Source organism: Streptomyces sp. NPDC014870, from assembly GCF_043081505.1.
Classification (GTDB): Bacteria; Actinomycetota; Actinomycetes; order Streptomycetales; family Streptomycetaceae; genus Streptomyces.
Window position 1 is genome coordinate 280,685 of the sequence record NZ_JBIBWQ010000009.1, and the last position, 25,222, is coordinate 305,906.

Annotated in this window: 23 protein-coding genes; 13 read left to right on the plus strand and 10 right to left on the minus strand. The window is 72.6% G+C overall.

Translation table 11 applies throughout. From position 1 onward, the window contains the following. Positions 1 to 107: 107 nt before the first annotated feature. The 3 genes from ACF09C_RS26050 to ACF09C_RS26060 all read left to right on the plus strand — a co-directional run bounded on the left by ACF09C_RS26050 (position 108) and on the right by ACF09C_RS26060 (position 3,267). Positions 108 to 1,046 carry an ROK family protein gene (locus tag ACF09C_RS26050; RefSeq protein ID WP_392094772.1) on the plus strand — a complete coding sequence of 313 codons (939 nt, stop codon included), beginning with the start codon at positions 108 to 110 and terminating at the stop codon, positions 1,044 to 1,046. After that, entirely contained in the window at positions 1,046 to 2,191 is a 1,146-nt protein-coding gene (gene nagA / locus ACF09C_RS26055) for an N-acetylglucosamine-6-phosphate deacetylase (protein ID WP_392094774.1), read from the plus strand. The genes ACF09C_RS26050 and nagA overlap by 1 nt, the downstream gene beginning before the upstream one ends. 149 nt (positions 2,192 to 2,340) lie before the next feature. Further along, a complete protein-coding gene (locus tag ACF09C_RS26060; protein ID WP_392094776.1) occupies positions 2,341 to 3,267 on the plus strand; it encodes a 1-phosphofructokinase family hexose kinase in 927 nt (308 codons plus the stop codon). Positions 3,268 to 3,387: 120 nt separating this feature from the next. On the opposite strand, the gene ACF09C_RS26065 is transcribed toward ACF09C_RS26060, so the two are convergent. Further along, positions 3,388 to 4,395 (minus strand): CBM35 domain-containing protein, encoded by a 1,008-nt coding sequence (locus tag ACF09C_RS26065; protein WP_392094778.1) that lies wholly within the window; start codon positions 4,393 to 4,395, stop codon positions 3,388 to 3,390. 108 nt (positions 4,396 to 4,503) lie between these two features. Beyond that, positions 4,504 to 6,126, minus strand: a complete 1,623-nt coding sequence (gene cdgB / locus ACF09C_RS26070) for a diguanylate cyclase CdgB (RefSeq protein WP_392094780.1) — start codon at positions 6,124 to 6,126, stop codon at positions 4,504 to 4,506. A gap of 338 nt (positions 6,127 to 6,464) precedes the next feature. Between cdgB and ACF09C_RS26075 the strand changes: the two genes are divergently transcribed. Beyond that, entirely contained in the window at positions 6,465 to 7,031 is a 567-nt protein-coding gene (locus ACF09C_RS26075) for a flavin reductase family protein (RefSeq protein ID WP_392094782.1), read from the plus strand. A gap of 116 nt (positions 7,032 to 7,147) precedes the next feature. Here the strand turns inward: ACF09C_RS26075 and arfB are convergent, their stop codons facing one another. Next, the gene (gene arfB / locus ACF09C_RS26080) at positions 7,148 to 7,576 is read right to left on the minus strand and encodes an alternative ribosome rescue aminoacyl-tRNA hydrolase ArfB (protein WP_362420396.1); all 429 of its coding nucleotides are present in this window, start codon (positions 7,574 to 7,576) and stop codon (positions 7,148 to 7,150) included. 165 nt (positions 7,577 to 7,741) lie between these two features. Here arfB and ACF09C_RS26085 point away from each other — a divergent pair, with 165 nt between their 5' ends. Beyond that, the gene (locus tag ACF09C_RS26085; RefSeq protein ID WP_362420399.1) at positions 7,742 to 8,317 is read left to right on the plus strand and encodes a TerD family protein; all 576 of its coding nucleotides are present in this window, start codon (positions 7,742 to 7,744) and stop codon (positions 8,315 to 8,317) included. A 265-nt stretch (positions 8,318 to 8,582) separates the two neighbouring features. Then, positions 8,583 to 9,314 (plus strand): DUF4232 domain-containing protein, encoded by a 732-nt coding sequence (locus tag ACF09C_RS26090; protein ID WP_392094784.1) that lies wholly within the window; start codon positions 8,583 to 8,585, stop codon positions 9,312 to 9,314. A gap of 240 nt (positions 9,315 to 9,554) precedes the next feature. Here the strand turns inward: ACF09C_RS26090 and ACF09C_RS26095 are convergent, their stop codons facing one another. Beyond that, entirely contained in the window at positions 9,555 to 10,985 is a 1,431-nt protein-coding gene (locus ACF09C_RS26095) for a M1 family metallopeptidase (protein WP_392094786.1), read from the minus strand. Positions 10,986 to 11,125: 140 nt separating this feature from the next. After that, positions 11,126 to 11,668, minus strand: coding sequence for a heme-binding protein (locus ACF09C_RS26100; RefSeq protein ID WP_392094788.1), 543 nt, complete (start codon positions 11,666 to 11,668; stop codon positions 11,126 to 11,128). A 351-nt stretch (positions 11,669 to 12,019) separates the two neighbouring features. Between ACF09C_RS26100 and ACF09C_RS26105 the strand changes: the two genes are divergently transcribed. The 4 genes from ACF09C_RS26105 to ACF09C_RS26120 all read left to right on the plus strand — a co-directional run bounded on the left by ACF09C_RS26105 (position 12,020) and on the right by ACF09C_RS26120 (position 15,675). Continuing rightward, positions 12,020 to 13,156: a sensor histidine kinase gene (locus tag ACF09C_RS26105; protein ID WP_392094977.1), complete on the plus strand. Its 1,137-nt coding sequence runs from the start codon at positions 12,020 to 12,022 to the stop codon at positions 13,154 to 13,156. Then, positions 13,153 to 13,779, plus strand: a complete 627-nt coding sequence (locus ACF09C_RS26110; RefSeq protein ID WP_362420408.1) for a response regulator transcription factor — start codon at positions 13,153 to 13,155, stop codon at positions 13,777 to 13,779. Before ACF09C_RS26105 ends, ACF09C_RS26110 begins: the two co-directional genes overlap by 4 nt. Positions 13,780 to 13,849: 70 nt before the next feature. Then, a complete protein-coding gene (locus tag ACF09C_RS26115) occupies positions 13,850 to 15,070 on the plus strand; it encodes an FAD-dependent monooxygenase (protein WP_392094790.1) in 1,221 nt (406 codons plus the stop codon). Between the two features lie 104 nt (positions 15,071 to 15,174). Then, positions 15,175 to 15,675, plus strand: a complete 501-nt coding sequence (locus tag ACF09C_RS26120; protein ID WP_392094791.1) for a hypothetical protein — start codon at positions 15,175 to 15,177, stop codon at positions 15,673 to 15,675. A gap of 78 nt (positions 15,676 to 15,753) precedes the next feature. Here ACF09C_RS26120 and ACF09C_RS26125 read toward each other — a convergent pair whose 3' ends face one another. After that, positions 15,754 to 16,437: a pentapeptide repeat-containing protein gene (locus tag ACF09C_RS26125; protein WP_392094792.1), complete on the minus strand. Its 684-nt coding sequence runs from the start codon at positions 16,435 to 16,437 to the stop codon at positions 15,754 to 15,756. Positions 16,438 to 16,533: 96 nt separating this feature from the next. On the opposite strand from ACF09C_RS26125, the gene ACF09C_RS26130 reads away from it, so the two are divergent. After that, positions 16,534 to 17,724 carry an FAD-dependent oxidoreductase gene (locus tag ACF09C_RS26130; RefSeq protein WP_392094794.1) on the plus strand — a complete coding sequence of 397 codons (1,191 nt, stop codon included), beginning with the start codon at positions 16,534 to 16,536 and terminating at the stop codon, positions 17,722 to 17,724. Positions 17,725 to 17,787: 63 nt separating this feature from the next. Beyond that, the gene (locus ACF09C_RS26135) at positions 17,788 to 18,786 is read left to right on the plus strand and encodes a zinc-binding dehydrogenase (RefSeq protein ID WP_392094796.1); all 999 of its coding nucleotides are present in this window, start codon (positions 17,788 to 17,790) and stop codon (positions 18,784 to 18,786) included. Between the two features lie 411 nt (positions 18,787 to 19,197). On the opposite strand, the gene ACF09C_RS26140 is transcribed toward ACF09C_RS26135, so the two are convergent. The 3 genes from ACF09C_RS26140 to ACF09C_RS26150 form a co-directional block, all read right to left on the minus strand. Further along, positions 19,198 to 19,683, minus strand: coding sequence for a GNAT family N-acetyltransferase (locus ACF09C_RS26140; protein ID WP_392094798.1), 486 nt, complete (start codon positions 19,681 to 19,683; stop codon positions 19,198 to 19,200). Positions 19,684 to 19,723: 40 nt separating this feature from the next. After that, positions 19,724 to 20,668 carry an aminoglycoside phosphotransferase family protein gene (locus ACF09C_RS26145; protein ID WP_392094800.1) on the minus strand — a complete coding sequence of 315 codons (945 nt, stop codon included), beginning with the start codon at positions 20,666 to 20,668 and terminating at the stop codon, positions 19,724 to 19,726. A 70-nt stretch (positions 20,669 to 20,738) separates the two neighbouring features. Then, a complete protein-coding gene (locus tag ACF09C_RS26150; RefSeq protein ID WP_392094802.1) occupies positions 20,739 to 21,407 on the minus strand; it encodes a DsbA family protein in 669 nt (222 codons plus the stop codon). A gap of 151 nt (positions 21,408 to 21,558) precedes the next feature. On the opposite strand from ACF09C_RS26150, the gene ACF09C_RS26155 reads away from it, so the two are divergent. Next, entirely contained in the window at positions 21,559 to 22,974 is a 1,416-nt protein-coding gene (locus tag ACF09C_RS26155) for an NAD(P)/FAD-dependent oxidoreductase (protein ID WP_392094803.1), read from the plus strand. A gap of 73 nt (positions 22,975 to 23,047) precedes the next feature. On the opposite strand, the gene ACF09C_RS26160 is transcribed toward ACF09C_RS26155, so the two are convergent. Beyond that, positions 23,048 to 25,141 carry a restriction endonuclease gene (locus tag ACF09C_RS26160; protein ID WP_392094805.1) on the minus strand — a complete coding sequence of 698 codons (2,094 nt, stop codon included), beginning with the start codon at positions 25,139 to 25,141 and terminating at the stop codon, positions 23,048 to 23,050. Between the last annotated feature and the right edge of the window lie 81 nt (positions 25,142 to 25,222).

Below are 25,222 nucleotides of genomic sequence, written 5' to 3' on the forward strand. Positions count from 1 at the left end.
AGCCCTTCGCGCCTGGTCACGCGTACCGCTCTCGAATTTGTATCCGAGCGCAACAATATCGGCCAGTGGACTAGACCTTTCGGGCAGGAACGGGCGAGACTGTTCCCGTGAGACACGTCATCGCCCTCGATGTGGGCGGCACCGGCATGAAGGCCGCCCTCGTCGGGGCGGACGGCACCCTGCTCCACGAGGCACGGCGCGCCACCGGGCGCGAGCGCGGCCCGGACGCCGTGGTCGAGACGATCCTCGACTTCGCCGCCGAACTGCGCGCCCACGGCCTCGACCGGTACGGCGAGCCCGCCGCGGCCGCCGGGGTCGCCGTCCCCGGCATCGTCGACGCCGCCCGCGGCATCGCCGTCTACGCCGCCAACCTCGGCTGGCGCGACGTCCCGATGCGCGCCCTGCTCAGCGAGCGCCTGGACGGCATCCCCGTGGCCCTCGGCCACGACGTGCGCACCGGCGGCCTCGCCGAGGGCCGGATCGGCGCGGGCAACGGCGCCGACCGCTTCCTCTTCGTGCCGCTCGGCACCGGCATCGCCGGCGCGATCGGCATCGGCGGGGTCATCGAGGCCGGCGCCCACGGCTACGCCGGCGAGATCGGCCACATCGTGGTCCGCCCCGGCGGTACGGAGTGCGGCTGCGGCCAGCGCGGCTGCCTGGAGCGGTACGCCTCCGCCTCCGCCGTCTCCCAGGCCTGGGCCGCCGCCTCCGGCGACCCCGACGCGGACGCCGCCGACTGCGCCAAGGCGGTCGCGGACGGCGACCAGCGGGCCGTCCAGGTCTGGCAGGAGGCCGTCGACGCCCTCGCGGACGGCCTGGTCACCGCGCTCACCCTGCTCGACCCCCGCACGCTCATCATCGGTGGCGGTCTCGCCGAGGCCGGGGAAACCTTGTTCACACCACTGAGGGCCGCCGTCGAGGAACGCGTCACGTTCCAGAAGCTGCCCGCCGTCGTACCGGCAGCCCTCGGGGACACCGCCGGATGCCTGGGCGCGGGCCTCCTCGCCTGGGACCTTCTCTCCCTCGACTCGGAGGTATCCGCCTGATGGCCGTATCCACAGTTCTCGCCGGGGCCCGTGTGGTGCTGCCGACCGGCATCGTCGAGAACGGACGGGTGATCGTCGACGGCGGTCGCATCGCGGGCGCCGCGCCCGCCGACGCGGCGACGCTCGACCTCACGGGCCACTGGGTCGTCCCCGGCTTCGTCGACATGCACAACCACGGCGGCGGCGGGGCCTCCTTCACCTCCGGCACCGTCGAGGACATCCTCACCGGCGTCCACACCCACCGGCTGCACGGCACCACCACCGTCGTCGCCTCCTTCGTGACCGGCGAGATGGACTTCCTCACCCAGCGCGCCGGGCTGCTCTCCGAACTCGCCGAGCAGGGCGAGATCGCGGGCATCCACTTCGAGGGCCCGTTCATCGCCCCCTGCCGCAAGGGCGCGCACGACGAGACGCTGCTGCGCGACCCCGACCCGGCCGACGTCCGCAAGCTGATCGACGCCGCGCGCGGCCAGGCCAGGATGGTCACCCTCGCCACCGAACTCCCCGGCGGCATCGACTCCGTACGCCTGCTCGCCGAGCACGGCGTGGTCGCCGCGATCGGCCACACCGACGCGACGTACGAGCAGACCGTCGAGGCCATCGACGCGGGCGCCACCGTCGCCACCCACCTCTACAACGCGATGCCCGCGCTCGGCCACCGCACGCCCGGCCCGATCGCCGCGCTCCTGGAGGACGAGCGGATCACCGTCGAGCTCATCAACGACGGCACCCATCTCCACCCGGCCGCCCTGGAGCTGGCGTTCCATCACGCCGGGCCCCGGCGCGTCGCGTTCATCACGGACGCCATGGACGCGGCAGGCTTCGGCGACGGCCTCTACTCGCTCGGCCCGCTGGCCGTCGAGGTCAAGGACGGCGTCGCCCGGCTCGTCGAGGGCGGCTCCATCGCCGGCTCGACGCTCACCCTGGACCGCGCGTTCAAGCGCGCGGCCACCATCGACAAGCTCCCCGTGGAGTCCGTCGTCCAGGCCATCTCGGCCAACCCGGCGCGGGTGCTCGGCATCGACGACCGCGTCGGCTCCCTGGAGCCCGGCAAGGACGCCGACCTGGTCGTCCTCGACGCGGACTTCGACGTCAAGGGCGTGATGCGCAAGGGCAGCTGGGTGGTTGAACCCGACCTGGCGTGATATCGCCCCATCGGACGTACGGCGGTTGGCCCGGGGACTGGGCCAACCGCCTTCTCTTTGGCATGATCGGGGCGCGTTCCACGGCTGTTCCAACGGCTGTGTTCAACGGCTGTTCCGAGAACATTCGACGAGGTACGGGGGTACGGCAGGTGATTCTCACGGTCACCCTCAACACGGCGCTCGACCTCACCTACCGCGTCCCGGCCCTCGTCCCGCACGCCTCCCACCGCGTCACCCAGGTCATCGAACGCCCCGGCGGCAAGGGCCTCAACGTCGCCCGCGTGCTGGCCGCCCTCGGCCACGAGACGGTCGCCACGGGCTTCGCGGGCGGCTCGACGGGCGAGGTCCTCCGCGCCCACCTCGCGGGCGGCCCCGTCGTCGACGCCCTGGTCCCGACCGCCGGAACGACCCGCCGCACGGTCGCGGTCGTCGACTCCGCGACCGGCGACACCACCCAGCTCAACGAACCGGGCCCGGCCATCACTTCCGCCGAGTGGGCCAGTCTCACCACGCACTACGCCACCCTTCTCGCCGACGCCTCCGCGGTGGCCCTCTGCGGCAGCCTCCCGCCCGGCATCCATGTCGGCGCGTACGCGGAGCTGATCCGGCTCGCCCGCACCGCCGGCGTCCCGGTCCTCCTCGACACCAGCGGCGAACCCCTGCGGCGCGGCATCGCGGCCCGCCCCGACGTCGTCAAGCCCAACGCCGACGAACTCGCCCAGCTCACCGGCTCCCGCGAACCCCACCGCGCCACCCGCGACGCCCGCCGCCGCGGCGCGCACGCCGTGGTCTCCTCCCTCGGCCCCGACGGCCTGCTGGCCGCCACCGCGGACGGCCTCTGGCGCGCGGCCCCGCCGTCCCCGGTCAAGGGCAACCCGACCGGCGCGGGCGACTCGGCCGTCGCCGGCCTGCTGTCGGCCCTGGTCGAGAAGCTCGACTGGCCGGACCGCCTCACCCGCGCGGTCGCCCTCTCCGCGGCGACGGTCCTCGCCCCGGTGGCGGGCGAGTTCGACCGCCCGGCGTACGAGGACCTGCTCCCGCGCGTGACGGTGACGGAGCAGCCGGCGGCCGCGTGAGAAAACGGCCGTACGAACCCGCGTGACGCAGCGAAAAGCCCCCTGGGACCGAAGTCCCGGGGGGCTTTCCACCGTCTGTCGCACAGAGGCTGCTCACTCAGATGGCGCTCTGAGGCTGCCTCAGAGGTTGCTGATCTTCACCCAGTCGAGGATCACGTCGCACTGGTTCCCCTGCTCGCAGGAGAGCATGATCGTGTTCTTCCCCTTCTGGAGCGAGACCTGGGACCACGTGGTCTGCCAGTTCTTCTCCAGGTTCGGGTCCGAGGAACCGATGAAGTTCTTCAGGTTCATCGGGTTCGTGTTCGCCTTGCCGTTGACGGTCACGGTGGCGTTCGCGTCCTTCGCGGGGACCGCGTAGCGCACGGACATCTTGTAGGTGCCGGCCTCCGGCACCTCGGTCTGCCACGTGGCGGACGCGCCGACCGCGTTGAAACCGGTCACGTACGCGCCGCCCGTGCTCTCCGCGCCCTTGATGTCCTTGGCGAGGGACGCCGGGCCGCCCAGCTTGAGCGTGGCCGCGTCCTGCTGCGGCAGCGGCGCCTCGGACGGCTCCGTGCTCGGCGTCTGGGTCGGGTCCTCCTGGACCTGCGTGGACCCGCCGGTCGGCTTGCCACCCGCGGTGCCGCCGTTGGTGTCGTCACCGCCCGAGTTGGTGATCACGGCGGCCGTGATACCGATCACGACGACGGCGACGACCGCGATCGCGCCGATCAGCAGCCCCTTGGTGTTCGGGCCGCGCCCGCCGCCACCGCCCCCGCGCTGGTGCGGGATCGGCGACTGCCGGGTCTGCGAACCGCCCGGGTACGTCTCGGGGGCGGCGTACTGCGGGTGCGGCTGGCCGTACGCGGGCTGCTGCGGGACCTGCTGGCCGGGCTGCTGCGGGTAGCCGCCGGGGCCGCCCTGCGGCCCCTGGCCGTAACCCTGCGCACCGCCGTACTGGCGCTCGCCGACCGTTCTGACCTGGTTGTACGAGGTCCGGGGCACGCCCGGCTGCGCGGCCGGTCCGGGGTAGCCGTAGCCACCACCCTGACTCGGCGGCTGGGCGCCTGCCGCCTGGCCGTCCGCGTACAGGTAGCCGAACGGATCGTCGTCCTCGGGCGTGTTCGCGCCGTCGTTACCGGCAGCCATCCCTGGTCACTCCTATCCATGCTCGCCAGCCGTCGCCGACCGGCCGAGCCTACCCCGAACGGGGAACCCGGCGATCCGGACCTTGACAGGCAAGGGGTCCGCGCACCCTTATCCGGCGCGGCGGTGGACCTTGGCGCGGGACCGCTTCTCGATGTACATCCGCTGGTCGGCGGAGTTCAGGACCTCTTCGACGGTCATCCCGCACTCGGCCCAGCCGATGCCGAAACTCGCCCCGACCCGGACCGCCCGCCCGTCGACCCGGATCGGCGGAATGATCGCGTTGCGCAGCCGCACGGCCAGGTCGGCGGCGTCGGCCGCGCCGAGGCCGTCGGCGAGGACGACGAACTCGTCACCGCCGAGGCGGGCGACGGTATCCCCGTCCCGTACGCCGGTGGTCAGGCGCCGGGCGACCTCGATGAGGACGGCGTCGCCGGTGTGGTGCCCGAACCGGTCGTTGATCGACTTGAAGCCGTCGAGGTCGCAGAAGAGGACCGCGAGCCCCTTCGTCCCGTCATCGACGTCCCCGCCGGCCGGGGCGACGGTGTGCACGTGGTGGTCGTACGGCCCACCGGCGACGGGCCCCGCGTCGAAGCCGAAGCCGTGCTCGTGGCCGTACCGGGCCTCGTAGTCGGCCTCCGGCGTCGCGTGCGGGCGCTCGCAGAGCCGGGCGCTGAGCCGGGAGCGCAGCTCGGCGCTGTTGGGCAGACCGGTGAGGGCGTCGTGCGAGGCGCGGTGCGCCAGCTGGAGCTCGTGGCGCTTGCGCTCCTCGATGTCCTCGACGTGGGTCATGAGGAAGCGCGGGCCGTCGGCGGTGTCGGCGACGACGGAGTTGCGCAGGGAGACCCAGACGTACGTGCCGTCGCGGCGGCCGAGGCGCAGCTCGGCGCGGCCGCCCTCGGCGGAGGTGCGCAGCAGCGTCCCTATGTCCTCGGGGTGGACGAGGTCGGCGAAGGAGTAGCGGCGCATCACGGAGGCGGGCCGGCCGAGGAGACGGCACAGGGCGTCGTTGGTACGCAGCAGGCGGCCGTGCTGGTCGCCGCCCATCTCCGCGATGGCCATGCCGGAGGGGGCGTACTCGAAGGCCTGCCGGAACGACTCTTCACTGGCGCGCAGGGCCTGCTGCTCACGCTCCAGCCGGACAAGGGCCCGTTGCATGTTGGCCCGCAGCCGGGCGTTGCTGATCGCGATCGCCGACTGGGAGGCGTACATCTGCAGCGCCTCCTGGCCCCAGGGTCCGGGGTGCCGGCCGTTGCGCGGCCGGTCGACGGAGATGACGCCGAGCAGCTCGCGCCCGGAGCCGGAGGCGTACATGGGGGCGTAGAGGCGGTCGTGCGGGTGCCACTCGTCCTCGAAGCGGGGCGCGGGCCCGTCGGTGTGCCACTGCGGGACGTCGTCCTCGATGAGGACCCAGCCCTCGGTGTGCGGGATGAACCGCAGGTCGCCCCAGGCGACACCCATGGAGAGGCGGCGTTCCCAGGAGGCGCGGGAGCCGACCCGGCCGGTGATCAGCGCTTCGGCGGCGGGGCTGCCGGCGAAGGCGGCGACGACCAGGTCACCGTCGGGGCGGACGAGGTTGACGCAGGCCAGCTCGTAGTTGAGCCCGGCGACGATGCCGTCGGCAACGGTCTGCAGGGTGTCCGCCAGACTGCGGGCTGTATTGAGGTCGGCCACGACCTGATGCAGCTGCCGCAGGGTCGCAAGACGGACGTACGGCTCCGACTCGGTCTCCATCGCTCGCTCTCCCCGAGACCTCGACAGCAACTCCAGGGGTTCTCATCGGCTCTCGTGCTGCATTGTCTCCGCCACTGAATCACAGCGAGCTGTGCACCCGGTACACAGGGTCAACAAATACTGCACTCTGTGACTCAAGTCACAAGGGGCGGGTAGGGGTGGGAGGGGGTCCCGGCGGGCCGCCGGAGCGCGCCTCCGCGCCCTGCTTTGCGCCCCCGTGAACGCGGGACGAACAACACCGTACGGTCTCGTGGACGATGGTCCTAGGACCGGCGGGGTGCTTGGCCTGGTCCCGGGGCCCGATGTAATGGGGCGTGGGCCGGGGCTAGCGTGCGGGTGTGCTGACGACGACGCCTTCCCCGCCCCCCGCCTCGGATCTGGCGATCCCTCATGCTGAGGGGGTGAGCAACGACGAGTTCCGGGCGGCGATGTCCCGCCTGGCGGCGGGCGTGGTCCTGGTGACGGCCCACGACCCGGACGACGGCCCGCGCGGCGAGGACGTCGGGATGACGGCGACCGCGTTCATGTCGGTCTCCCTGGACCCGCCGCTGGTCCTGGTGAGCCTGCGCAACGGCTCCCGCATGGACGACCTGCTCGCCGAGGTGCCGGTGTGGGCGGTCTCGGTCCTCTCGGAGCGCCAGCGCCACATCGCGGGCCGCTTCGCGATGAAGGGCCGGGTGAGCGACCGCCTGCTCTTCGCGGACGTCCCGTCCGTCCGGGGCGAGGAGAGCGGCGCCCCGCTGCTCTCGGGCGCGCTGGCGACGCTCGAATGCCGTACGGAGAGCCGGGTGGTGGCGGGCGACCACACGCTGGTCGTGGGCCGCGTCCTGACGGCGAAGGTCCCGACGGCGACGGAGGACGACCCCCTGACGTACTTCCGCGGCAAGTACCGCAAGCTGGGCTGAACGGGGGCGCGCGGCGGGTCCGGGACGCGGGGTGCTCGGGGGCGCGGGGTGCTCGGGGGCGCGCGGCGCTCCGGGACGCGGGGTGCTCGGGGGCGCGGGGTGCTCGGGGGCGCGGGTCAGCCCCAGTCGCGGCCCTGGCGGCCGCGCTTCGTCTCCGAGCGTTGCTTCTTCACCCGCAGCCGGCGCTCGTTGATGCCGCGCGGGATCTTCGTCGCCCGCCGTGGCTTCGGCGGCGGGGCCGTCGCCTCCGCGAGCAGCGCGGCCAGCCGGACGGCCGCCGTCTCCCGGTTGCGCCACTGCGAGCGGTGCTCCGACGCGCGGACGGTCACCACCCCGCCGACGAGCCGCGAGGCGAGCCGCTCGAGCGCGCGCGCCTTCCAGACCTCGGGCAGCGCCTCCGTCGACGCCAGGTCGAAGCGGAGCTCCACCTGCGAGTCGCTGGTGTTGACGTGCTGCCCGCCCGGCCCCGACGACCGCGAGAAACGCCACATGAGCTCGGCCTCGGGAAGCGAGACGGAGCCGCGGATCAGATACGGACCGGACATGCGTCCATGTTCCCCGGACGTGCTCCCGCACGTCATCCTGTTTTCGTACGCGTTCGGCACCATGGAACCGGCGGGGCACCGTCCGCGTTATCCCCGGTGACGAACGCAGGACCTACGCAGGACCTGACGCAGGACCTCACCAAGGCACGAAGAAAGGGACTTCCCATGGCTGTAAGCCTGTCCAAGGGCGGCAACGTCTCCCTGACCAAGGAGGCCCCGGGCCTGACCGCCGTCACCGTGGGCCTCGGCTGGGACGTCCGTACCACCACCGGCACCGACTTCGACCTCGACGCCTCCGCGATCGGCGTCGACGGCGCCGGCAAGGTCGCCTCCGACGCGCACTTCGTCTTCTTCAACAACAAGGCGACGCCGGACCAGACCATCGTCCACACCGGCGACAACCGCACGGGCGAGGGCGGCGGCGACGACGAGCAGATCAACGTCAACCTCGCGGCCCTCCCGCCGACCGTCGACAAGATCGTCTTCCCGGTCTCCATCTACGACGCGGTCAACCGCTCGCAGAACTTCGGCCAGGTGCGGAACGCCTACATCCGCATCATCAACCAGGCCGGCGGCGCCGAGATCGCCCGCTACGACCTCTCCGAGGACGCCGCCGTCGAGACCGCGATGGTCTTCGGCGAGCTGTACCGCAACGGCCAGGAGTGGAAGTTCCGCGCGGTCGGCCAGGGTTACGCCTCCGGCCTGGAGGGCATCGCCCGCGACTTCGGCGTCAACCTCTGACGTACCTGACGTCCTGACGGACGCACGGCCCATGGCCGAGGGAGCCCCGGTGCGCTCGGCGCACCGGGGCTCTCCCCTGCCTGCGCCCCGCGCCGCCGCGCCCCCGGCCCCGGCCCCGGCCCCGGCCCCGGCCCCGGCGGAATGTCGACCTCCCGTCCGGACTGCGTAACGGTCCCCCGGGCCACGGATGTCCGCGCTCCCCCCAGGGCACATTCGAACGGTCAAGCACACGTTTCGAGCCAAGCGAAGGTACACGGGGGCTACCATGCGCACGTCCCGATCAGCCAGATGGAAGACCTGCCCGCTCGGGTTCGCGGCGGCCGCCGCGCTCCTGACGACGACCGCCTGTCAGTCCGACGACGGTCCGGGCGACGCCAAGAAGCCCACGCCGGCCGCCACGACGGCATCGGCGACTCCCTCGACGGCCGCCCCGTCGTCCGCTCCACCGACCACCGCACCGCCCACCGCACCCGCCACGACCACCGCTCCCGAACCCGGCAAGGACAAGGGCACGGGCACGGGGGACGGCGGCACGTCGACCGCCACCGCCTGCACCGACAACGACCTGTCGATCGCGACCTCGGCCTGGCGGATGGACTCGGGCCAGCACCTGCTCATCACGGCCACCAACTTCACCGACACGCCCTGCACGCTCTACCACTACCCGCGCATCGGCTTCGGCGCCACGATCGACGGCCCGATCCCGGCCATGGGGTCCAAGCCGAAGGCGATCGTCACGATCGGTCCCAAGCAGAAGGCGTACGCGGGCCTGTTCCTGTTCCGGGGCGGACAGCGGACGGTCGCCGTGGAAGCCGTCTCCATCGGCTACCAGGACCGCGCCCCGGGCAGCAACGCCGACGTGGCCATGCTCGATGTCCCGTTCCCGAAGGAGATGGGCTCGGGCAACGTCGGCCCCGACCCCAGGTCCACGTACTGGCACCGCGACCAGCGCACGGTCGAGGACATCCTGTTCAGGTCGGGCGCCGGCGGGTCCTAGGGCCTCTCGTTTGGATCACGCCGGGCTCGCGGGCCCTGGCACCGCTCCCCCAAGCTCTTCGAGCAGGGGGTACCCCCAGCCGCGTTGTCGTCAGTCCCCAACGCTCCGCGTTGACTCCCTCCTCCGCCTTGCGATCCGTCCCCTAGGCCCAGAGGGCCTGGGGAGACCCCATGCACCAGGCCCCGCTCCCTGATCCGGCCTGATCCAAACGAAAGACCCTAGCGCTCACGACCGTCGCACTCACGGCCCGTCCGGCCGCGCCGGCTTCCCGTCCCCGTACAGCCACACGTCCCACACGTCGTCCAGGTCTTCGCCCGCCACGTCCTCGACATAGGCGGTGAAGTCGGCGGTGGAGGCGTTGCCGTGACGGTGGGTCGCCGGCCAGCCGGCCAGGATCTCGAAGAACGTCTCGTCGCCGACCCGCTCCCGGATCTTGTGGACGACCATCGCGCCCCGCTGGTACACGGGCGGGTCGAAGAGGTTCTCCGCCGAGGGCGGTTCGGCGGGCGGGAAGGCCCAGTTGGCGTCGCTCGCGAACGCCGCGTCGAAGCTGCGGCGCGCGGGCACGCCCTCGAACTCCTCCGCGTACAGCCACTCCGCGTACACCGCGAAGCCCTCGCTCAGCCAGATGTCCTGCCAGGTCTCGGGCGTGACCGAGTTTCCGAACCACTGGTGCGCCAGCTCGTGCGCGAGGATCTCCGGCGTGAACGCGTCCAGCGGGAAGACCGGCCGGGTCTGGGTCTCCAGCGCGTAGCCCGCGTCGCCGGTCCGCTCGACGACGGCTCCTGCGGCGGCGAACGGGTACGGCCCGAAGGTCTCCTCCTGCCAGGCGATCAGCTCGGGGATACGGTCCAGCAGCTTCGCGCTCCGCTCGGCGACCGTCGGGTCGGCGGCGGTCAGCACGGGCAGCCCGGACGGGGTCGCCGACGCCTTCGTCGTGTACTTCCCGATCCCGACCGTCGCGAGGTAGCTCGCCATCGGCTCGGCGACCTGCCAGACGGTCGTGGTCCGGCCGTTCGCGGTCCGCTCGGAGGTGCGGACGCCGTTGGCGACGCCCTGCGTCCCGGCCGGGACGGTCAGCGTGATGTCGTACGTCGCCTTGTCGGAAGGGTGGTGGTTGCCGGGGAACCAGGCCATGGAGCCGGTCGGCTGCCCCAGCGCGAGGGCCCCGTCCGCCGTCCGCAGCCAGCCCTCCTCCGAGCCGTCCGGATCGGTGATCGTCTCGGGGACACCGGCGTACGTGACCTTCGTACGGAACTCCTCGCCCTTGTCGATGTCCTCGCGCGGCCGGAGCGTCAGCTCGTTCCCGGCGCGGTTGACGGCGGCCGGCGCGTCGTCGACGGAGGCGGATTCGACGGTGAGACCCGTCAGGTCGAGGTTGAAGGCGCTGAGGTCCTGGGTCGCGCGGGCCGTGATCATGGCCGTCGCGTCGAGCCGGCCGCTCCGCGGGTCGTAGCGGAGGTCGAGCGCGTAGTGGCTGACGTCGTAGCCGCCGTTGCCGAGCTTGGGGAAGTACGGGTCGCGGAGCCCGGCCGCACCGGGGGTGCCGTGCACCCCGCCGATGTCCACGCCTCCGCTCCCGCCCGCGCCGCCCGCGCCGGCGGTGCAGCCGGTGAGCGCGAGCAGCCCGGCGAGGGCGGTCGCCAGGGCGGTTCGACTGCGTATGTCCACGAATCGATCTTAGGCGGGGGTACGCCGAAGGTGCCGCCCGGCGGGGGTCCGGGCGGCACCTCTCGTACGACTCGCGCGGGCGAGCCGAGCCTTACAGGCGGGGCCTGTCGGCCTGACCGCCTCGCGCCTTACTTGGCGAGTTACTTGCCGAGCGCCGCGACGCCCGCCTGCGCGAACTTCTCGTCCAGGTCGCCGCTCGGGGCACCGGCGACACCGATACCGGCGATCGGGGCGCCCTTGACGGTCACCGGGGCGCCACCGGCGAGGAACAGCGTGCCGGGGATGTCCTTCAGGTTCGGGGCCTGGGCGAGGCGGCCGGCGAGCACCGAGGTCGGGGCGTTCCAGGAGACGGCGGTGAACGCCTTGCGCTCGGCCGACTCGTAGGACTGCGGGCCGGCGCCGTCGCCGCGGAGGGTCACGATGGTGTTGCCGTTGCGGTCGACGACGGCGACCGAGACGCGCTGGTTCTCGTCCTCGGCGGCCTCCAGGGTGGCCTGCGCGGCCTTGGTGGCGGCCTCGATCGTCAGGTGCGTGGTCTGCTGCAGGTTCCGGTTCGACGCGTCGGCCTTGGCGGCGACGGCGGGCGCGGCGGCCGGGGCGGAGGCGTTCGCGGAGACGGCGCCGAAGGTACCGGCGGCGACGACGGCGGCGGTGGCGGCACCGAAGACGATCTTCTTGTTCATGGCGTACTCCTTGAGGCGGCGGCGGCGTGGGCCGGGGCGGTGGTCGAGAGGTGACCGTGGTCGAGAAGTGACCGTGGTCGGGACGTGGTCGAGGCGGTCGGCTCCGTCCGGGGCGGGCGGCTCCTTCGCTCTGCCATCGATCCTCCGGCCGAAACCGGGCCCGTACGGTCCACGGACCGGCTGCCGCCGTCGCGCATGATGGACGACGGGGGTGTCAGCCGATCGGTTGATGCCCCTCTGGTCCTCCTGGGCCAGGATGGATACGTATCCCCAGGTCAGAGGAGTGCAGGAGTGCCGGTGACGGGCAGGAACGCGGACGACGACCCGGACGGGCGCTGGCTCGCGCGGGTCATGCACGTCGCCTTCTTCCTCCTCCTCGGCGCGTCCCTGGTCCGCTTCCTGCTGCGGCACCCCTGGGAGGAGCGCAGCCCCTGGATCGTCGCCCTCTCCGGCGCCCTCGCCGTGCTCTACGTCCTCGGCCCCGCGCTCGGCAGCCGCGCCACCCCGCGCCGGATCGCCTGGCTCGTCACCGTCGTCGCCGTCTGGATGCTCCTGGTGGTGCTCGCGCCGAGCTTCGCCTGGTGCGCGGTGCCGCTCTTCTACACCGGCATGCGCACCCTCCCGCCCCGCGCCGCCCTCGTCCTCGTCACGCTCCTCACGGTCTTCGTCGTCACCGCGCAGGTGCAGCTCTCGGACGACGGCTTCGACCCCAACCTGATCGTCGCCCCGCCCGCCGTCGCCGCCATCGCCACCGCCGTCTTCGTCCACGCGCAGCGGCAGGCGGACCGGCAGCGGGCGCTCATCGACGACCTGATCCGCACCCGGCGCGAGCTGGCCGCCACCGAGCGCCGCGAGGGCACCCTCGCCGAGCGCCAGCGGCTCTCGATGGAGATCCACGACACCCTCGCGCAGGGCCTGTCCAGCCAGCAGATGCTGCTCCAGGCCGCCGAGCGGACCTGGGACAGCGATCCGTCGACCGCCCGCAGGCACGTCCGTACGGCCGGTTCCATCGCCGAGCGCAACCTCGCCGAGGCCCGCCGCTTCGTCCACGACCTCGCCCCCGCCGACCTCGCCGAGGGCGGCGGCCTCGAAGAGGCGCTGCGCACGGTCGCGGGACGCGAGTCGGCCGCCTTCCGGGTCGACGGCGCACCGGTCCGGCTGCCCGAGCGCGTCCAGTCGGCGCTGCTCCGGATCGCGCAGGGCGCCCTCGCCAACGTCCGCGAGCACGCCGACGCCCGCTCCGCCGCCGTGACCCTGACCTACCTCGACGACCAGGTCGTGCTCGACATCGCCGACGACGGGCGCGGCTTCGAGCCGGCCCATGGGCGCGCAGCCGAGGGCGGCGGCGTGCGCGGGCACGGGCTGCCCGCGATGCGGGTGCGGGCCCAGCAGCTCGGCGGCACGCTGACCGTGGAGTCCACCCCCGGCGAGGGCACGGTGCTCTCCGTCGCCATCCCCCTGTCCACGACCCTGGAGGCCGGTCCATGACGGTACGGATCCTGCTCTGCGACGACCACGCCGTCGTCCGCGCCGGGCTGCTCGCGCTGCTCGGCAGCGCCGAGGACATCGAGGTCGTCGGCGAGGCGGGCAGCGGCGAGGAGGCGGTCGCGATGGCCGCCAAGCTGCGCCCCGACGTCGTCCTGATGGACCTCCAGCTCGGCCCCGGGATCGACGGCGTGGAGGCGACGCGCCGGATCGCGGGCGCCGGCTCCGGCGTGCACGTCCTGGTCCTCACGACGTACGACACGGACGCCGACGTCACCCGTGCCATCGAGGCGGGCGCGACCGGGTACCTGCTGAAGGCGGAGCGCCCGGAGGAGCTGTTCGCCGCGATCCACTCCGCCGCCCAGGGCCGGACGACCCTGTCGCCGCCGGTCGCCAGCCGGGTCATGGACCGGATGCGCGGCGCGGCGGGCCCGACGCTCACCGACCGCGAGCGGGACATCCTGGGCCAGCTCGCGCACGGCCTCGGCAACCGCGAGATCGCCCGCGCGCTCTTCATCAGCGAGGCGACCGTGAAGACCCACCTGGGGCGGATCTACGCGAAGCTCGGCGTGGACACACGTGCGGGTGCCGTCGCCGTGGCGAAGGAACAGCGACTGCTCCCCTGAGACTGCTACCCTGCGTAGCCGTTCCACAGCAGGGTGTCAGTCCCCCGAGTGTCACGGAGTGGGAGCGCGCGTGAAGATCGCCTGCGTCGGCGGCGGGCCCGCCGGCCTGTACTTCTCGATCCTGATGAAGCGGCAGGACCCGTCCCACGAGATCACCGTCTACGAACGGAACCCGGCCGGCTCCACGTACGGCTGGGGCGTGACCTACTGGGCCGCGCTCCTCGACAAGCTGCGGGCGGGCGACCCGGAGTCGGCCGACGCGATCGACGCGGCCTCGGTCACCTGGACCGACGGCATGGCCATCGTCCGCGACGAGCGGACCGTCCACCGGGGCGACGCGGGCTTCGGCATCGGCCGGCGCCGGATGCTCGCCCTCCTCGCGGAGCGCGCGGAGGCCCTGGGCGTACGGGTCGAGTTCGAGCACGGGATCCCCGGCCCCGACGCCCCGGAGCTGGCGGACGCGGACCTGGTCGTCGCGGCGGACGGCGTCAACAGCGCGCTGCGCGAGGCGTACGCGGGGCACTTCGGCACCAAGATCGCCACGGGCCGCAACCACTACATCTGGCTCGGCACGACGAAGGTCTTCGACTCCTTCAGCTTCGCCTTCAAGGAGACGGAGCACGGCTGGATCTGGTGTTACGCCTACGGGTTCAGCGGCGAGCAGTCGACATGCGTGGTGGAATGCTCCCCCGAGACGTGGACCGGCCTCGGGCTCGACCGGATGGGCGAGGCCGACAGCCTGAACCTGCTGGAGAAGCTGTTCCACGACCTCCTGGACGGGCAGCGGCTGATCGGCCGCGCGCAGGACGACGACGCGGCCCAGTGGCTGAACTTCCGCACCCTGACGACCCGCACCTGGCACCACGGCAACCTGGTCCTCATGGGCGACGCCGCCCACACCACCCACTACTCGATCGGCGCCGGGACGACCCTGGCCCTGGAGGACGCCCTCGCCCTCGCGGCCGCCCTGCGCGACGCGGGCGGGCCCGGGGGCCTGGACACGGCGCTCACCCGCTACGGCAGGCGGCGGCGCGCCGAGCTGCTGTCGGCACAGAGCGCGGCCCGCTACAGCGCGCGGTGGTACGAGAACCTGCCGCGCTACATGCGACTGCCCCCGGGCCAGATGTTCGCGCTGCTCGGCCAGCGCCACTCGCCGCTGCTCCCCCACATCCCGCCGCAGCTCTACTACCGCATCGACCGCGCGGCGGACGGCCTGGAACCCCTGCGCCGCCTGAAGCGCTGGCTGGGCCCCCGCCTCGCCCGCACCCTCCACGCCCGCTCGCGGGGCTGAGGCTCGCCCCGGCGGGAGCGCTCGGGTCGGGCGGGCGGGCTCGTGTCGCGTGGGCGGGCTCGTCCCGGCGGGCGGGCTCGTTTCGGCGTGGGACGATCGTCTGCGTGCTCGACATCGGCTACTCCCTCTCGCGTCGCTTCCCCGACCCCCCGCAGACCGACTACCGGCGCGCGGACGTCCACGCGCTCCGGCACGACCTGTTCTGCGGAGACGTGTACCTCGCCGATCCCAAGTCCGACCGCGAGGTGTCCACAGCCTGGGGATGGGTGCCGGTCCTCGACTTCGCGTGGGCGCTGTGCGACATCGTCGAGCGGCTGGACCGCGACCCGCGCGGCAGCCGCTCCTCGAAGCCCCAGTACGCCGAACTCGACTTCACCGAGTCCTCGGACCTGATGCTCTTCGAGCGCCGCTTCGGCTGGGTGGACGTGGAGGCCGACTGGATGCCGGGCGACGAGCCCCCGCTCACCTTCAGCCACCGCGAGCTGCGCCGCGAGGCCCGCGACTTCCTGCACGACCTGGTCGCCGACCTCACCGACATGCACGAGGGCCTGGCCGACAACCCGGTGATCTGGGACCTCCAGGCCCGCTTCCCCCGCGTCCCGTAGCCCCGCGTCCCGTAGCCCCCGCGCAGTGGGCCGGCGCGCAGCGGGCGGGAAGCGCCCGGCGACCGGGCAGCCGGCCCGTCAGTCCTCCACCCGCACCCCCAACTGCGCGGCGAACAGCGGCGCGAAGTCCAGCAGCTGGCCCGTCCCGATCACGGCCCCCGCCAGCGCGTCCACGCCCCGGGCGATCTCGATCCGCTCGACCGTCCGCAGGTCGACGTCCGTCATCCGGACCCCGCTGAAGTCCACCCGCTTCACCACGCAGTCCCGGAACTCGACCCGCTCCAGGACCGCACCCCCGAAATCGGGCTCGGCGAGCACACAGCCCTCGAAGACGACGTCCTTCAGCTTCGCCATGCGCAGATTCAGATAGTCGATCTTCCCTCCCCGCACCACGACCCGCTCCAGGACCGCCCCGTGCAGCTGCGTCCCGCCGAGCCGCGCGTCCACGACCTCCACGTCCCGCAGCGTCGCCCCCGCCAGGTCCGTACCGACACCGCGGATCCCGCTCAGGACGGAGTCCAGGAAGCGCGCGCTGCGCAGCCGCGTCTCGTCCAGCGCGCAGTCCCGCAGCGCACAGTCCATGAACCGTGACCCGGTCCCGGTCTCCCCCGCCAGGTCGAGCCCCCGGAACTCCACCCCGTCGTAGTCCCCGTCCGGCTGGAGCCCGCCCCCTTCGTACGCCTCCAGCGGCGGGAGCCGCACCTCCGGCCGCCGCACCGCCGCGATCTTCTTCCTGCCGTTCGTCCTGCCCGTCGTGCCCATACGCCCATGGTGACGTGCACCACTGACAACGCCCCGATGTCACATCCGGCAGCCCCGCCGCCGTCCCGTTCGTACCAGCCTCATGAAGGAGCGGACATGCAGCGCAACACGCAGCTCAGCACGCAGCGCAACATCACGATCATCGGCGGCGGATTCGCCGGTCTGACGGCGGCGATCACGGCCGCCGAGGCCGGCGCGCAGGTCACCCTCCACGAGGCGCACCACACCCTCGGCGGACGGGCGAGGACCGCCGAGGGCCCGTACCGCACCAACGAGGGGCCGCACGCGCTCTACCGCCGCGGCCCGCACTGGACCTGGCTCAAGCGGCGCAGCCTCCTCGGTCAGCTCGCGCCCCTGCCGCCGCTCGAAGCCGCCCGCTTCCGCTTCCACCGGGCGGGCGCCCTGCGCCGCACCCCGCCCCTCGGCTTCCTGCGCCACACACTCAGGACGGCCGAACAGGCACCAATCGACACCGACTTCCTGACCTGGGCCACGCGGGTGGCGGGCCCCGAGGCGGCCCGGCAGGCCGCCGCGTACAGCGGGGTCGCGCTCTTCCACCACGACCCGGGCGCGCTCTCGGCCCGCTTCGTCCAGGAGCGGCTGCACCGGGCCGCCGCGCTGCCGCCGGAGGCGACGTACCTCAAGGGCGGCTGGGGCGGCCTCGTGGAGCGGATGGCGGCGCGCGCCCGCAAGCTGGGCGTACGGGTCGAGACGAAGTCCCGCCTCACCGAACTGCCGCTCGCCGAAGGACCGGTGGTCGTGGCGACCTCGCTGGCGGCGGCGTCGACGCTGCTGGGCGACGCGACCCTGCGCGGGGAGAGCGGCCGCACGGTGCTGCTCGACCTGGCCCTGCGCACGCGCAAGGGAGACCCGTTCATCGTCTCCGACCTGGACGCGCCCGGCTGGATAGAACGCTTCACCGCACAGGACCCGTCCCTCGCCCCGGCGGGCGAGCAGCTGATCCAGGCACAGCTCCCGATCGCCCCTGAGGCGTCCAAGGCGGACGGCGTGGCCCACGCCGAACGCCTCCTGGACCTCGGCTTCCCCGGCTGGCGCGAGCGCCAGGTCTGGCGCCGCGAGGCCGTCTCCGGTGGGCGTACGGGCGCCGTGGACCGGCCGGGTACGACCTGGCGCGACCGTCCGGCGATCGACCGGGGCGACGGGGTGTACCTGGCGGGGGACGAGGTGGCGGCCCCCGGGGTGCTGTCGGAGGTGTCGTTCACGAGTGCCGTGGAGGCGGTGTCGCTGGCGTTGCGGACGAAGAGGCTTGACCTCAAGTCCGCTTGAGGTAGGAGCCTGAATCCGTCACCACGCACGGACAGGTGCCGACCACCAACCGGGGAGTTCACCATGCACGCGATCCGCCTCCACGCCTTCGGCCCGGCCGAGAACCTCACGTACGAGGAGGTCGAGGAACCGGTCCCCGGCCCCGGTCAGGTTCGGATCGCGGTCGCCGCGGCGGGCGTCCACCTCCTGGACGCGGCCCTGCGCATGGGCCACACCGGCCCCTTCCCCGCCCCGGCCGAACTGCCCACGATCCCCGGCCGCGAGGTCGCCGGCACCGTCGACGCGCTCGGCGAAGGCACGGACGCGTCCTGGCTGGGGCGGCGCGTCGTGGCCCACCTGGGCATGGCGCCCGGCGGCTACGCCGAGAAGGCGGTCGTGGACGCGGGCAGGCTCCACGCCCTCGCGGACCACGTCGGCGAGGCGGAGGCCGTCGCCATGATCGGCACGGGCCGTACGACGCTCGGAATCCTCCAGTTCGCGGAGCTCGGCCCGGAGTCGGTCGCCGTCGTCCCGGCGGCGGCGGGTGGCATCGGCACCCTCCTCGTCCAGTACGCGAAGAACGCCGGCGCCACCGTCATCGGCCTCGCGGGCGGCCCGGACAAGGTGGCCCGCGTCGCCGAGAACGGCGCCGACCTGGCCGTCGACTACAAGCTCCCGGACTGGCCGGACCAGGTCCGCGCCTTCCTGGGCTCGCGCACCGCCACGGTCGTCTTCGACTCGGTCGGCGGCGACACCGCCCGCGCGGCGGTCGACCTGCTCGGCAAGGGCGGCCTGCACCTGGTCTTCGGATGGTCCAGCGGCGGCATCGCGGACGGCGAACCCCTCACCTTCACGGAGGAGGAGCTCGCGACCAAGGGCATCACCTCGGAGTCCGTCCTCGGCCCGGTGATGCTCCAGAAGGCGGGCGGCGACGTGCGCAACCTCGAACTGGCCGCCCTCGCCGCCGCGACCGGCGGCACCCTCCGCCCGGCCGTCCAGCCCTTCCCCCTCCGGAACGCCACCGAGGCCCACCGGGCCCTGGAGTCCCGGGGCACGATCGGCAAGGTGGTACTGATCCCGTAGCCGGGCGTAGGCCGGGCGTAGCCCGTACGTACGGCAGACAGAACAGCCGGCCCTCGGCAAGGGGTTCCGAGGGCCGGCCGGATGGGCACTGCTCAGGCGTCGTCGCGGAGGGCCAGCCTCATGATCGCGGCCCACAGCGCCTTGACTGCCAGCGCGACTGCGAACCGAGAGGCCAGTTCCTTGATCCAGGACTCCCTATCCTTTGCGGCCATCTTGCAACCTCCTCGTCCGGGCTTACGGCGAGCTGACGCTCGCCGCCGAGACGGCAAGGGGAACCGCCTCGTACGAGGAGGGAGCGCCGGCCCCGGCGAGAGCCCCTTTCCTCTTCGCCGGGGCCGGCTCCCCTATGCGCCCGGATCAATGAGGTGCATGGATCCAGGTTAGCCGCCGAGGACGCGTAACTCAGGTCATTCACAGGCCACTTGGAGTCGAAGCCAACCGCCGCAGTGCGTCGTCCGTCAGCCGGTTCACGGTCCACTCGTCCATCGACACCGCCCCGAGCGACGTGTAGAACTCCACAGCGGGCTCGTTCCAATCGAGGACGGACCACTCCAGGCGCTGGTACCCGCGCTCGACGCAGATCCGGGCCAACTCGGCCAGCAGGGCCTTCCCATGGCCGCCGCCGCGGCTCGTCGGGCGGACGTACAGGTCCTCCAGGTAGATGCCGTGGACGCCACGCCAGGTCGAGAAGTTCAGGAACCACAGGGCGAAGCCCACCGGTTCGCCCTCGGGGGACTCCGCGATGTGCGCGTAGGCGGCCGGCCGGGGGCCGAAGAGCGCCTCGTGGAGCTGCTCGGGCGTCGCGCGGACCTCGTCCAAGGCCTTCTCGTACGCGGCGAGTTCGCGGACCATCGCGTGGATCACGGGCACGTCGGCAGGTGTGGCGGTACGAATCATGCCCCCAGCGTGCACCGCGCCGGAGGGCCGTTGCCACCCGTCATCGCGCGCGCATCAGGCTCCGGGCGATGACGGCCTGGTCCGGGTCGAGGGCCGGCTCACCGTCCTCCACGTCCCACAGCCCGTTCTGCAGCACCCGGCCCAGCGTCCACGCCAGCGCCCGGTCACGGTCGAGCCCGAGCCGCTCCGTGAGCAGGTCGAACCGCCACCGCGTCACGACCACAGGATCGGCACTCCCAGGCTCACCCCCGCCACCGCTCCCGTCCCCGTCCATGCCCCACAGGTCCGTCAGCGCAGGGAGCAGGTCGAACCCCGGGTCGCCGACCAGCGGCTTCGGGTCGATCGCCAGCCACGGCTCGCGCTCCGCCGCCAGGATGTTGTCGTAGTGCAGGTCCCAGTGGAGCAGCCGGTCACCCGGCTCGCCCATGACCTCCCGTACCGCCGCCGCGCAGTCCCGCAGCAGCGCCGCGTCCTCGGCACCCAGCCGGGCCGCCGCGTCCGGGGTGTCCGCCACCATCCGCGCGGCGATCTCCCCGAGCCCCCGCAGCCCCTCCGGCGCCGGCACGGCCGACAGCCGGGCCAGCAGCTCCCCGAGGATCCGCACCGCCTGCCGGGCGTCCGTGGCACCGAGCACCGACAGGTGCCGGCCCTCGTCCAGCCGCTCGAGCAGCATCGTGCCGGTCTCCGCGTCCTCCGCGAGCAGCCGCACGGCCCCGGCGCCGTCCCAGACCCGCAGCGCCACCGCCTCGCCCGCGCTCTCCTCGTCGAGGAGCTGCATCTTCAGCGCCGCGCGCGTACCGTCCGCGCTCCGCACCACCGGCAGCACCAGCGAGGCCACCCCGTACATCGACGGCCCGGTCACCCGCAGCCCCCACCGGTCCAGGAACTCCCGTGCCCGCCCCGGCAGCGCCGCGACGAAAGCCCGGCCCGCCTCCCCGTTGTACTTCGCCTGCGATGCCGCCAGTTCCGCCGGAATCTCGATCACACGACGACGCTACACACGCGTGCTCCGAGCCACACCCGAGTAAAAACCGACCTCACACCTCGGGCAGCCCTCACAACCCCGCGTCACGCAGCACCCGCGCGAACGCGTCCTGGTCGTACAACGCGTCGCCCACCCCCACCTGCTGCCCGTCGACGAACACCGTCGGCGTCCCGCCGACACCCGAGTCCTCGAACGCCTTCTCCGCCGAGACCACCCAGTCGTGGTACGCGTCCTCCCGCACCGCCCGGTCGAACTCCGCGCCCCGCAGCCCCTCCACCCGGTCCGCGACCTTCAGGGGGTCCTCCGCCCCGCCGCCCGCGAACAGCGCCGCCTGGAACTCCGCGAACTTCCCGGCCTCCGCAGCCGCCCGCATCGCGTTCGCCGCGCGCGCCGAGTCCGTACCGCCCGTGCGCGCGTCGAGGAAGGACGCGACGACGTACTCGATCCGCACCTTCCCGTCGGCCGCGGCCTGGGTGAGCGGCACGGCGCCGCCCTCCCCGAACTTGGCGCAGTAGCTGCAGCGCGGGTCCACGAACACGGTCGCCGTGTGCGGGGCCCTCGCGTCGCCGACGACGATCTTCGGCCCCTCCACAACGGTCGTAAGCCCGGCTCCTGGCACGGCAGCGGGCTCGTAGACCGAGCCGACCGCCGCCGAGGACGAGGCCGAACACCCCGCCCACGCGACGGCCCCGGCGGCGGCCAGCGCCACCGCCACGCGAACAGTCCTGCGCAGGGGCATGAAAGGGTCCTTTCGGCACAGCGGAAAGACAACGGAATCCGCAGCGAATCCGCACCCTCGAACCTAAGGGCCGCCCCCACCCGGACCGCCCCGCCGAAAGACCCGTATCCGAGGGTCGAAGGCCCCCGGCCCATCCAGTACCCTCCCGCCCATGGCCAGCAGGAGCAGCAGGAACAGCGGCAACACCGTCAACGGCGGCATCTCGTTCTGGTACGCCCAGGACGGCACCCCCGCCCCGCGCGAGCCCCTGCCCGGGGACGCCACGGCGGACGTCTGCATCGTCGGCGGCGGCTACACCGGCCTGTGGACCGCGTACTACCTGAAGAAGGCCGTCCCCTTCCTCAACATCACCGTCCTCGAAGCCAAGTTCTGCGGCTACGGCGCCTCCGGCCGCAACGGCGGCTGGCTCTACAACGGCATCGCGGGCCGCGACCGCTACGCCAGGCTGCACGGCCACGAGGCGGCGGTCCGCCTGCAGCAGGCCATGAACGACACGGTCACGGAGGTCATCGAGACCTGCGCGACGGAAGGCATCGACGCCGACATCCACCGCGGCGGCGTCCTGGAGGTCGCGAACTCCCCCGCGCAGCTGGCCCGCCTCAAGGCCTTCCACGCGGTGGAGATCGCCTTCGGCGAGAAGGAGCGGGAGCTGTACGGCGCCCGCGAGACCGCCGACCGGATCCGGGTCTCCGGCGTGGTCGGCTCGTCCTGGACCCCGCACGGCGCCCGCCTCAACCCGGTGAAGCTGGTCAAGGGCCTCGCGGCGGCGGTCGAGGCCCTCGGTGTGACGATCCACGAGTCGACCCCGGTCACCGAGATCAAGCCGAAGCACGCGATCACCCCGTACGGCACGGTCCGCGCCCCCTACGTCCTGCGCTGCACGGAGGGCTTCACGGCCTCCCTCACGGGCCAGCGCCGCACCTGGCTGCCGATGAACTCGTCGATGATCGCCACGGAGCCCCTCACCGACGCCCAGTGGGCGGAGGTCGGCTGGCAGGGCGGCGAAACCCTGGGCGACATGGCGCACGCGTACATGTACGCCCAGCGCACCGCCGACGGCCGCATCGCGCTCGGCGGCAGAGGCGTCCCGTACCGCTACGCCTCACGCACGGACAACGACGGCCGCACCCAACCCGAGACGATCGAAGCCCTGCGCACCATCCTGACCAGCTTCTTCCCGTCGCTGACCGGCATCGGAATCGACCACGCCTGGTCCGGCGTCCTGGGCGTCCCCCGCGACTGGTGCGCGACGGTCACCCTCGACCGCTCGACGGGCCTGGGCTGGGCAGGCGGCTACGTCGGCTCGGGCGTAGCCACCACCAACCTGGCGGCCCGCACCCTGCGCGACCTCATCCAACAGGACTCGGGCCAGCAGGGCCCCACCGACCTGACGGCCCTCCCCTGGGTCAACCACAAGGTCCGCAAATGGGAACCGGAACCCCTCCGCTGGCTGGGCGTCCAGACCATGTACGCGGCCTACCGCCACGCCGACCACACCGAATCCACCACCCACACGGCCACCACCTCCCGCATCGCCACCCTGGCCAACAAAATCGCAGGCCGCTGACGACCACCGGAAAGTACAGGGCAGAGCGGAGGTCCCGACCACACGAGGTCCGGGACCTTCCCTGCCCAACCCCCTACTCGACCTCGATACCGAAGTCGCCCACCAGCTCCGCCAGCCCCCCGCGGTAGCCCTTGCCTCCCAGCACGAAATCCCAGTCGCCACTCGCCCGCCGCCGGAACGACCCCAGCACCAGCGCGGTCTCCCCCGCCCGCCCCTCCGACACATCGAGCCGGTCCAACTCGGCGCCCGAGCCGTCCCGCAGCCGGATCCCCGCATCCACGAACCCCGCGAGATCCGCGTCCGGATTCACCTCAGGATCGACAGCCGCCACCAGCACCAACCGGTCGGCCCGCACAGGCAGCGCATCGAACCCCACCTGAACAGCGGCCTTGTCGCCCCAGAGCGCGGGCACCATCCGCACCGCGCCATCAGGTGTCGAATCATTGTTGAAGAACACGAAGTGCTCCTCCCCCAACACCCTGCCGCCCTCGCACACCAACGCACACACGTCCAGCGCGACCGACCCCGACCACACCATCCCCAGCACATTGACGTCCTCATCCGCACCAGGCGGAGCCGGTGCGTCACACACCATGGTCGGAGTCTCCACCGCACCCGTTCCGAGGCGGCCGCGCAGACCGTGCTGATGCAGCAGATTCACCAGCTCCGCACCCGAGATCAGCGTCAGCGGCTTGCCGTTGGCGAACGTGTACGAGCCCGGCCCGAACCCTGACGTCGTCACCAACACCCCCTTGTTGGCACCCGCCCCCTGCACCGTGCCGTACAGATCACGCACCGCGCTCGGCGGCACCGTGTTCCGGTACCGCTTCGCCTGCACGATGATCGACCCACCACTGATCGGATCCGGATCCAACGCCTCCACATCCACTCCACCGTCGTTCGACCGCCGCGTCGTCACCGCCTGCAGCCCCCGCGCCCGGAACAGATCGGCCACCAACCCCTCGAACGCGATCGGATCCATCGCCAGAAGATCCGGCTCCTCACCCTCCCCCTGCAACACGACGTCCGTTCCCACCTGCTCCGGCACCAACAGAGGCGACACCGCCACCCGCTCGTCCGGCTTCGCGGACAACCGCCCCGACAGCGCCCCCGTCAGACAGTCCACCGCACTGACCAACTCCAGGTTCAGCCCGTCGAAGACCGACCGCTCCACCATCACGGAAGCCAGACACACCCGCGCGGCCAGCCCCGTCGCCGGATCAACACCATCCACGAAACCGTTCAGCGCCACCCCGCCCAGAACGCCGAACCGGTCCGCGGCGAACAACTCCCGCACCGCCAGCAGCACACTCTGCGCCAACACGTCCCGATACAACGCCCGCCGCTGCGTCACCGGCCGCGGGACCTCCTTCTCCTGGTCCGTACTCGGCAGGTACTTGACCCCCTTGGCCTCCGGCACCACGCCGTACCCCGGAAGATCCCAGTCAAGGACCAGCCCCCGAGCCCCACGGTCGTACGCCGCCGACACCCGCCGCGGAAACCCTTCCGGCCACGCCGTCGACGCATACAACACCGCCGAGAAGAACTCGACCACCGTCTCCGGATCACCCGCCCGCAACGACTCCACCATGCCGGCGATCCCGCTGTTGTGCGCGCGGACCTCCGCCAGCCGCCCCGCAGCCCACTCGTCGTACTGCGCCCGATACGCGGCCAACTGCTGCTGCCGCTGCGTCTCCGCCCCCTGGGCGGAGTACCAGTCCCGCTCGAACCTCGCCCGAGCCTCATGCTCCGCCTGCGCCCGGCCTGACGCCGTCCAGGCACTCTGCGGCTGGTACTGCCGCTGATCCGGCATCGCCACCGGCTGCCCGAGCGGACCCGGCGCGAACGGCTCGATCTCCTCCGACCGCCGCATCGACTCCACACTGAACGCCGGCGCCCCACAGCCCCTCACCAGCAGTCCCGACAACAACGCGACCCGCTCGTCCAACTCACGCGTCCGCCGCAACGCGTCCGCGTCACGGTGCTGCCGATACGCCGCCCTCTGCTCCCGCTGCATCCGCGCGACGTCCCGCTCGTAGGACCGCTGAGCACGTTCCGCGTCCCGCTGCTGCCGCAGCACCGCCTGCAGCTGCCCCTCCCGCTCCCGCTGCGCCACACGCTGTGCCTCGGCCCACACACCGATCAGCCCACTGGAACGCCGACTCATCCGCCGCACCCCTCCCCAGAACACCCCAGCCGGATATGCCCCCGTAAAACACAAGTGTCCCGGACCAGATTGGTCCGGGAC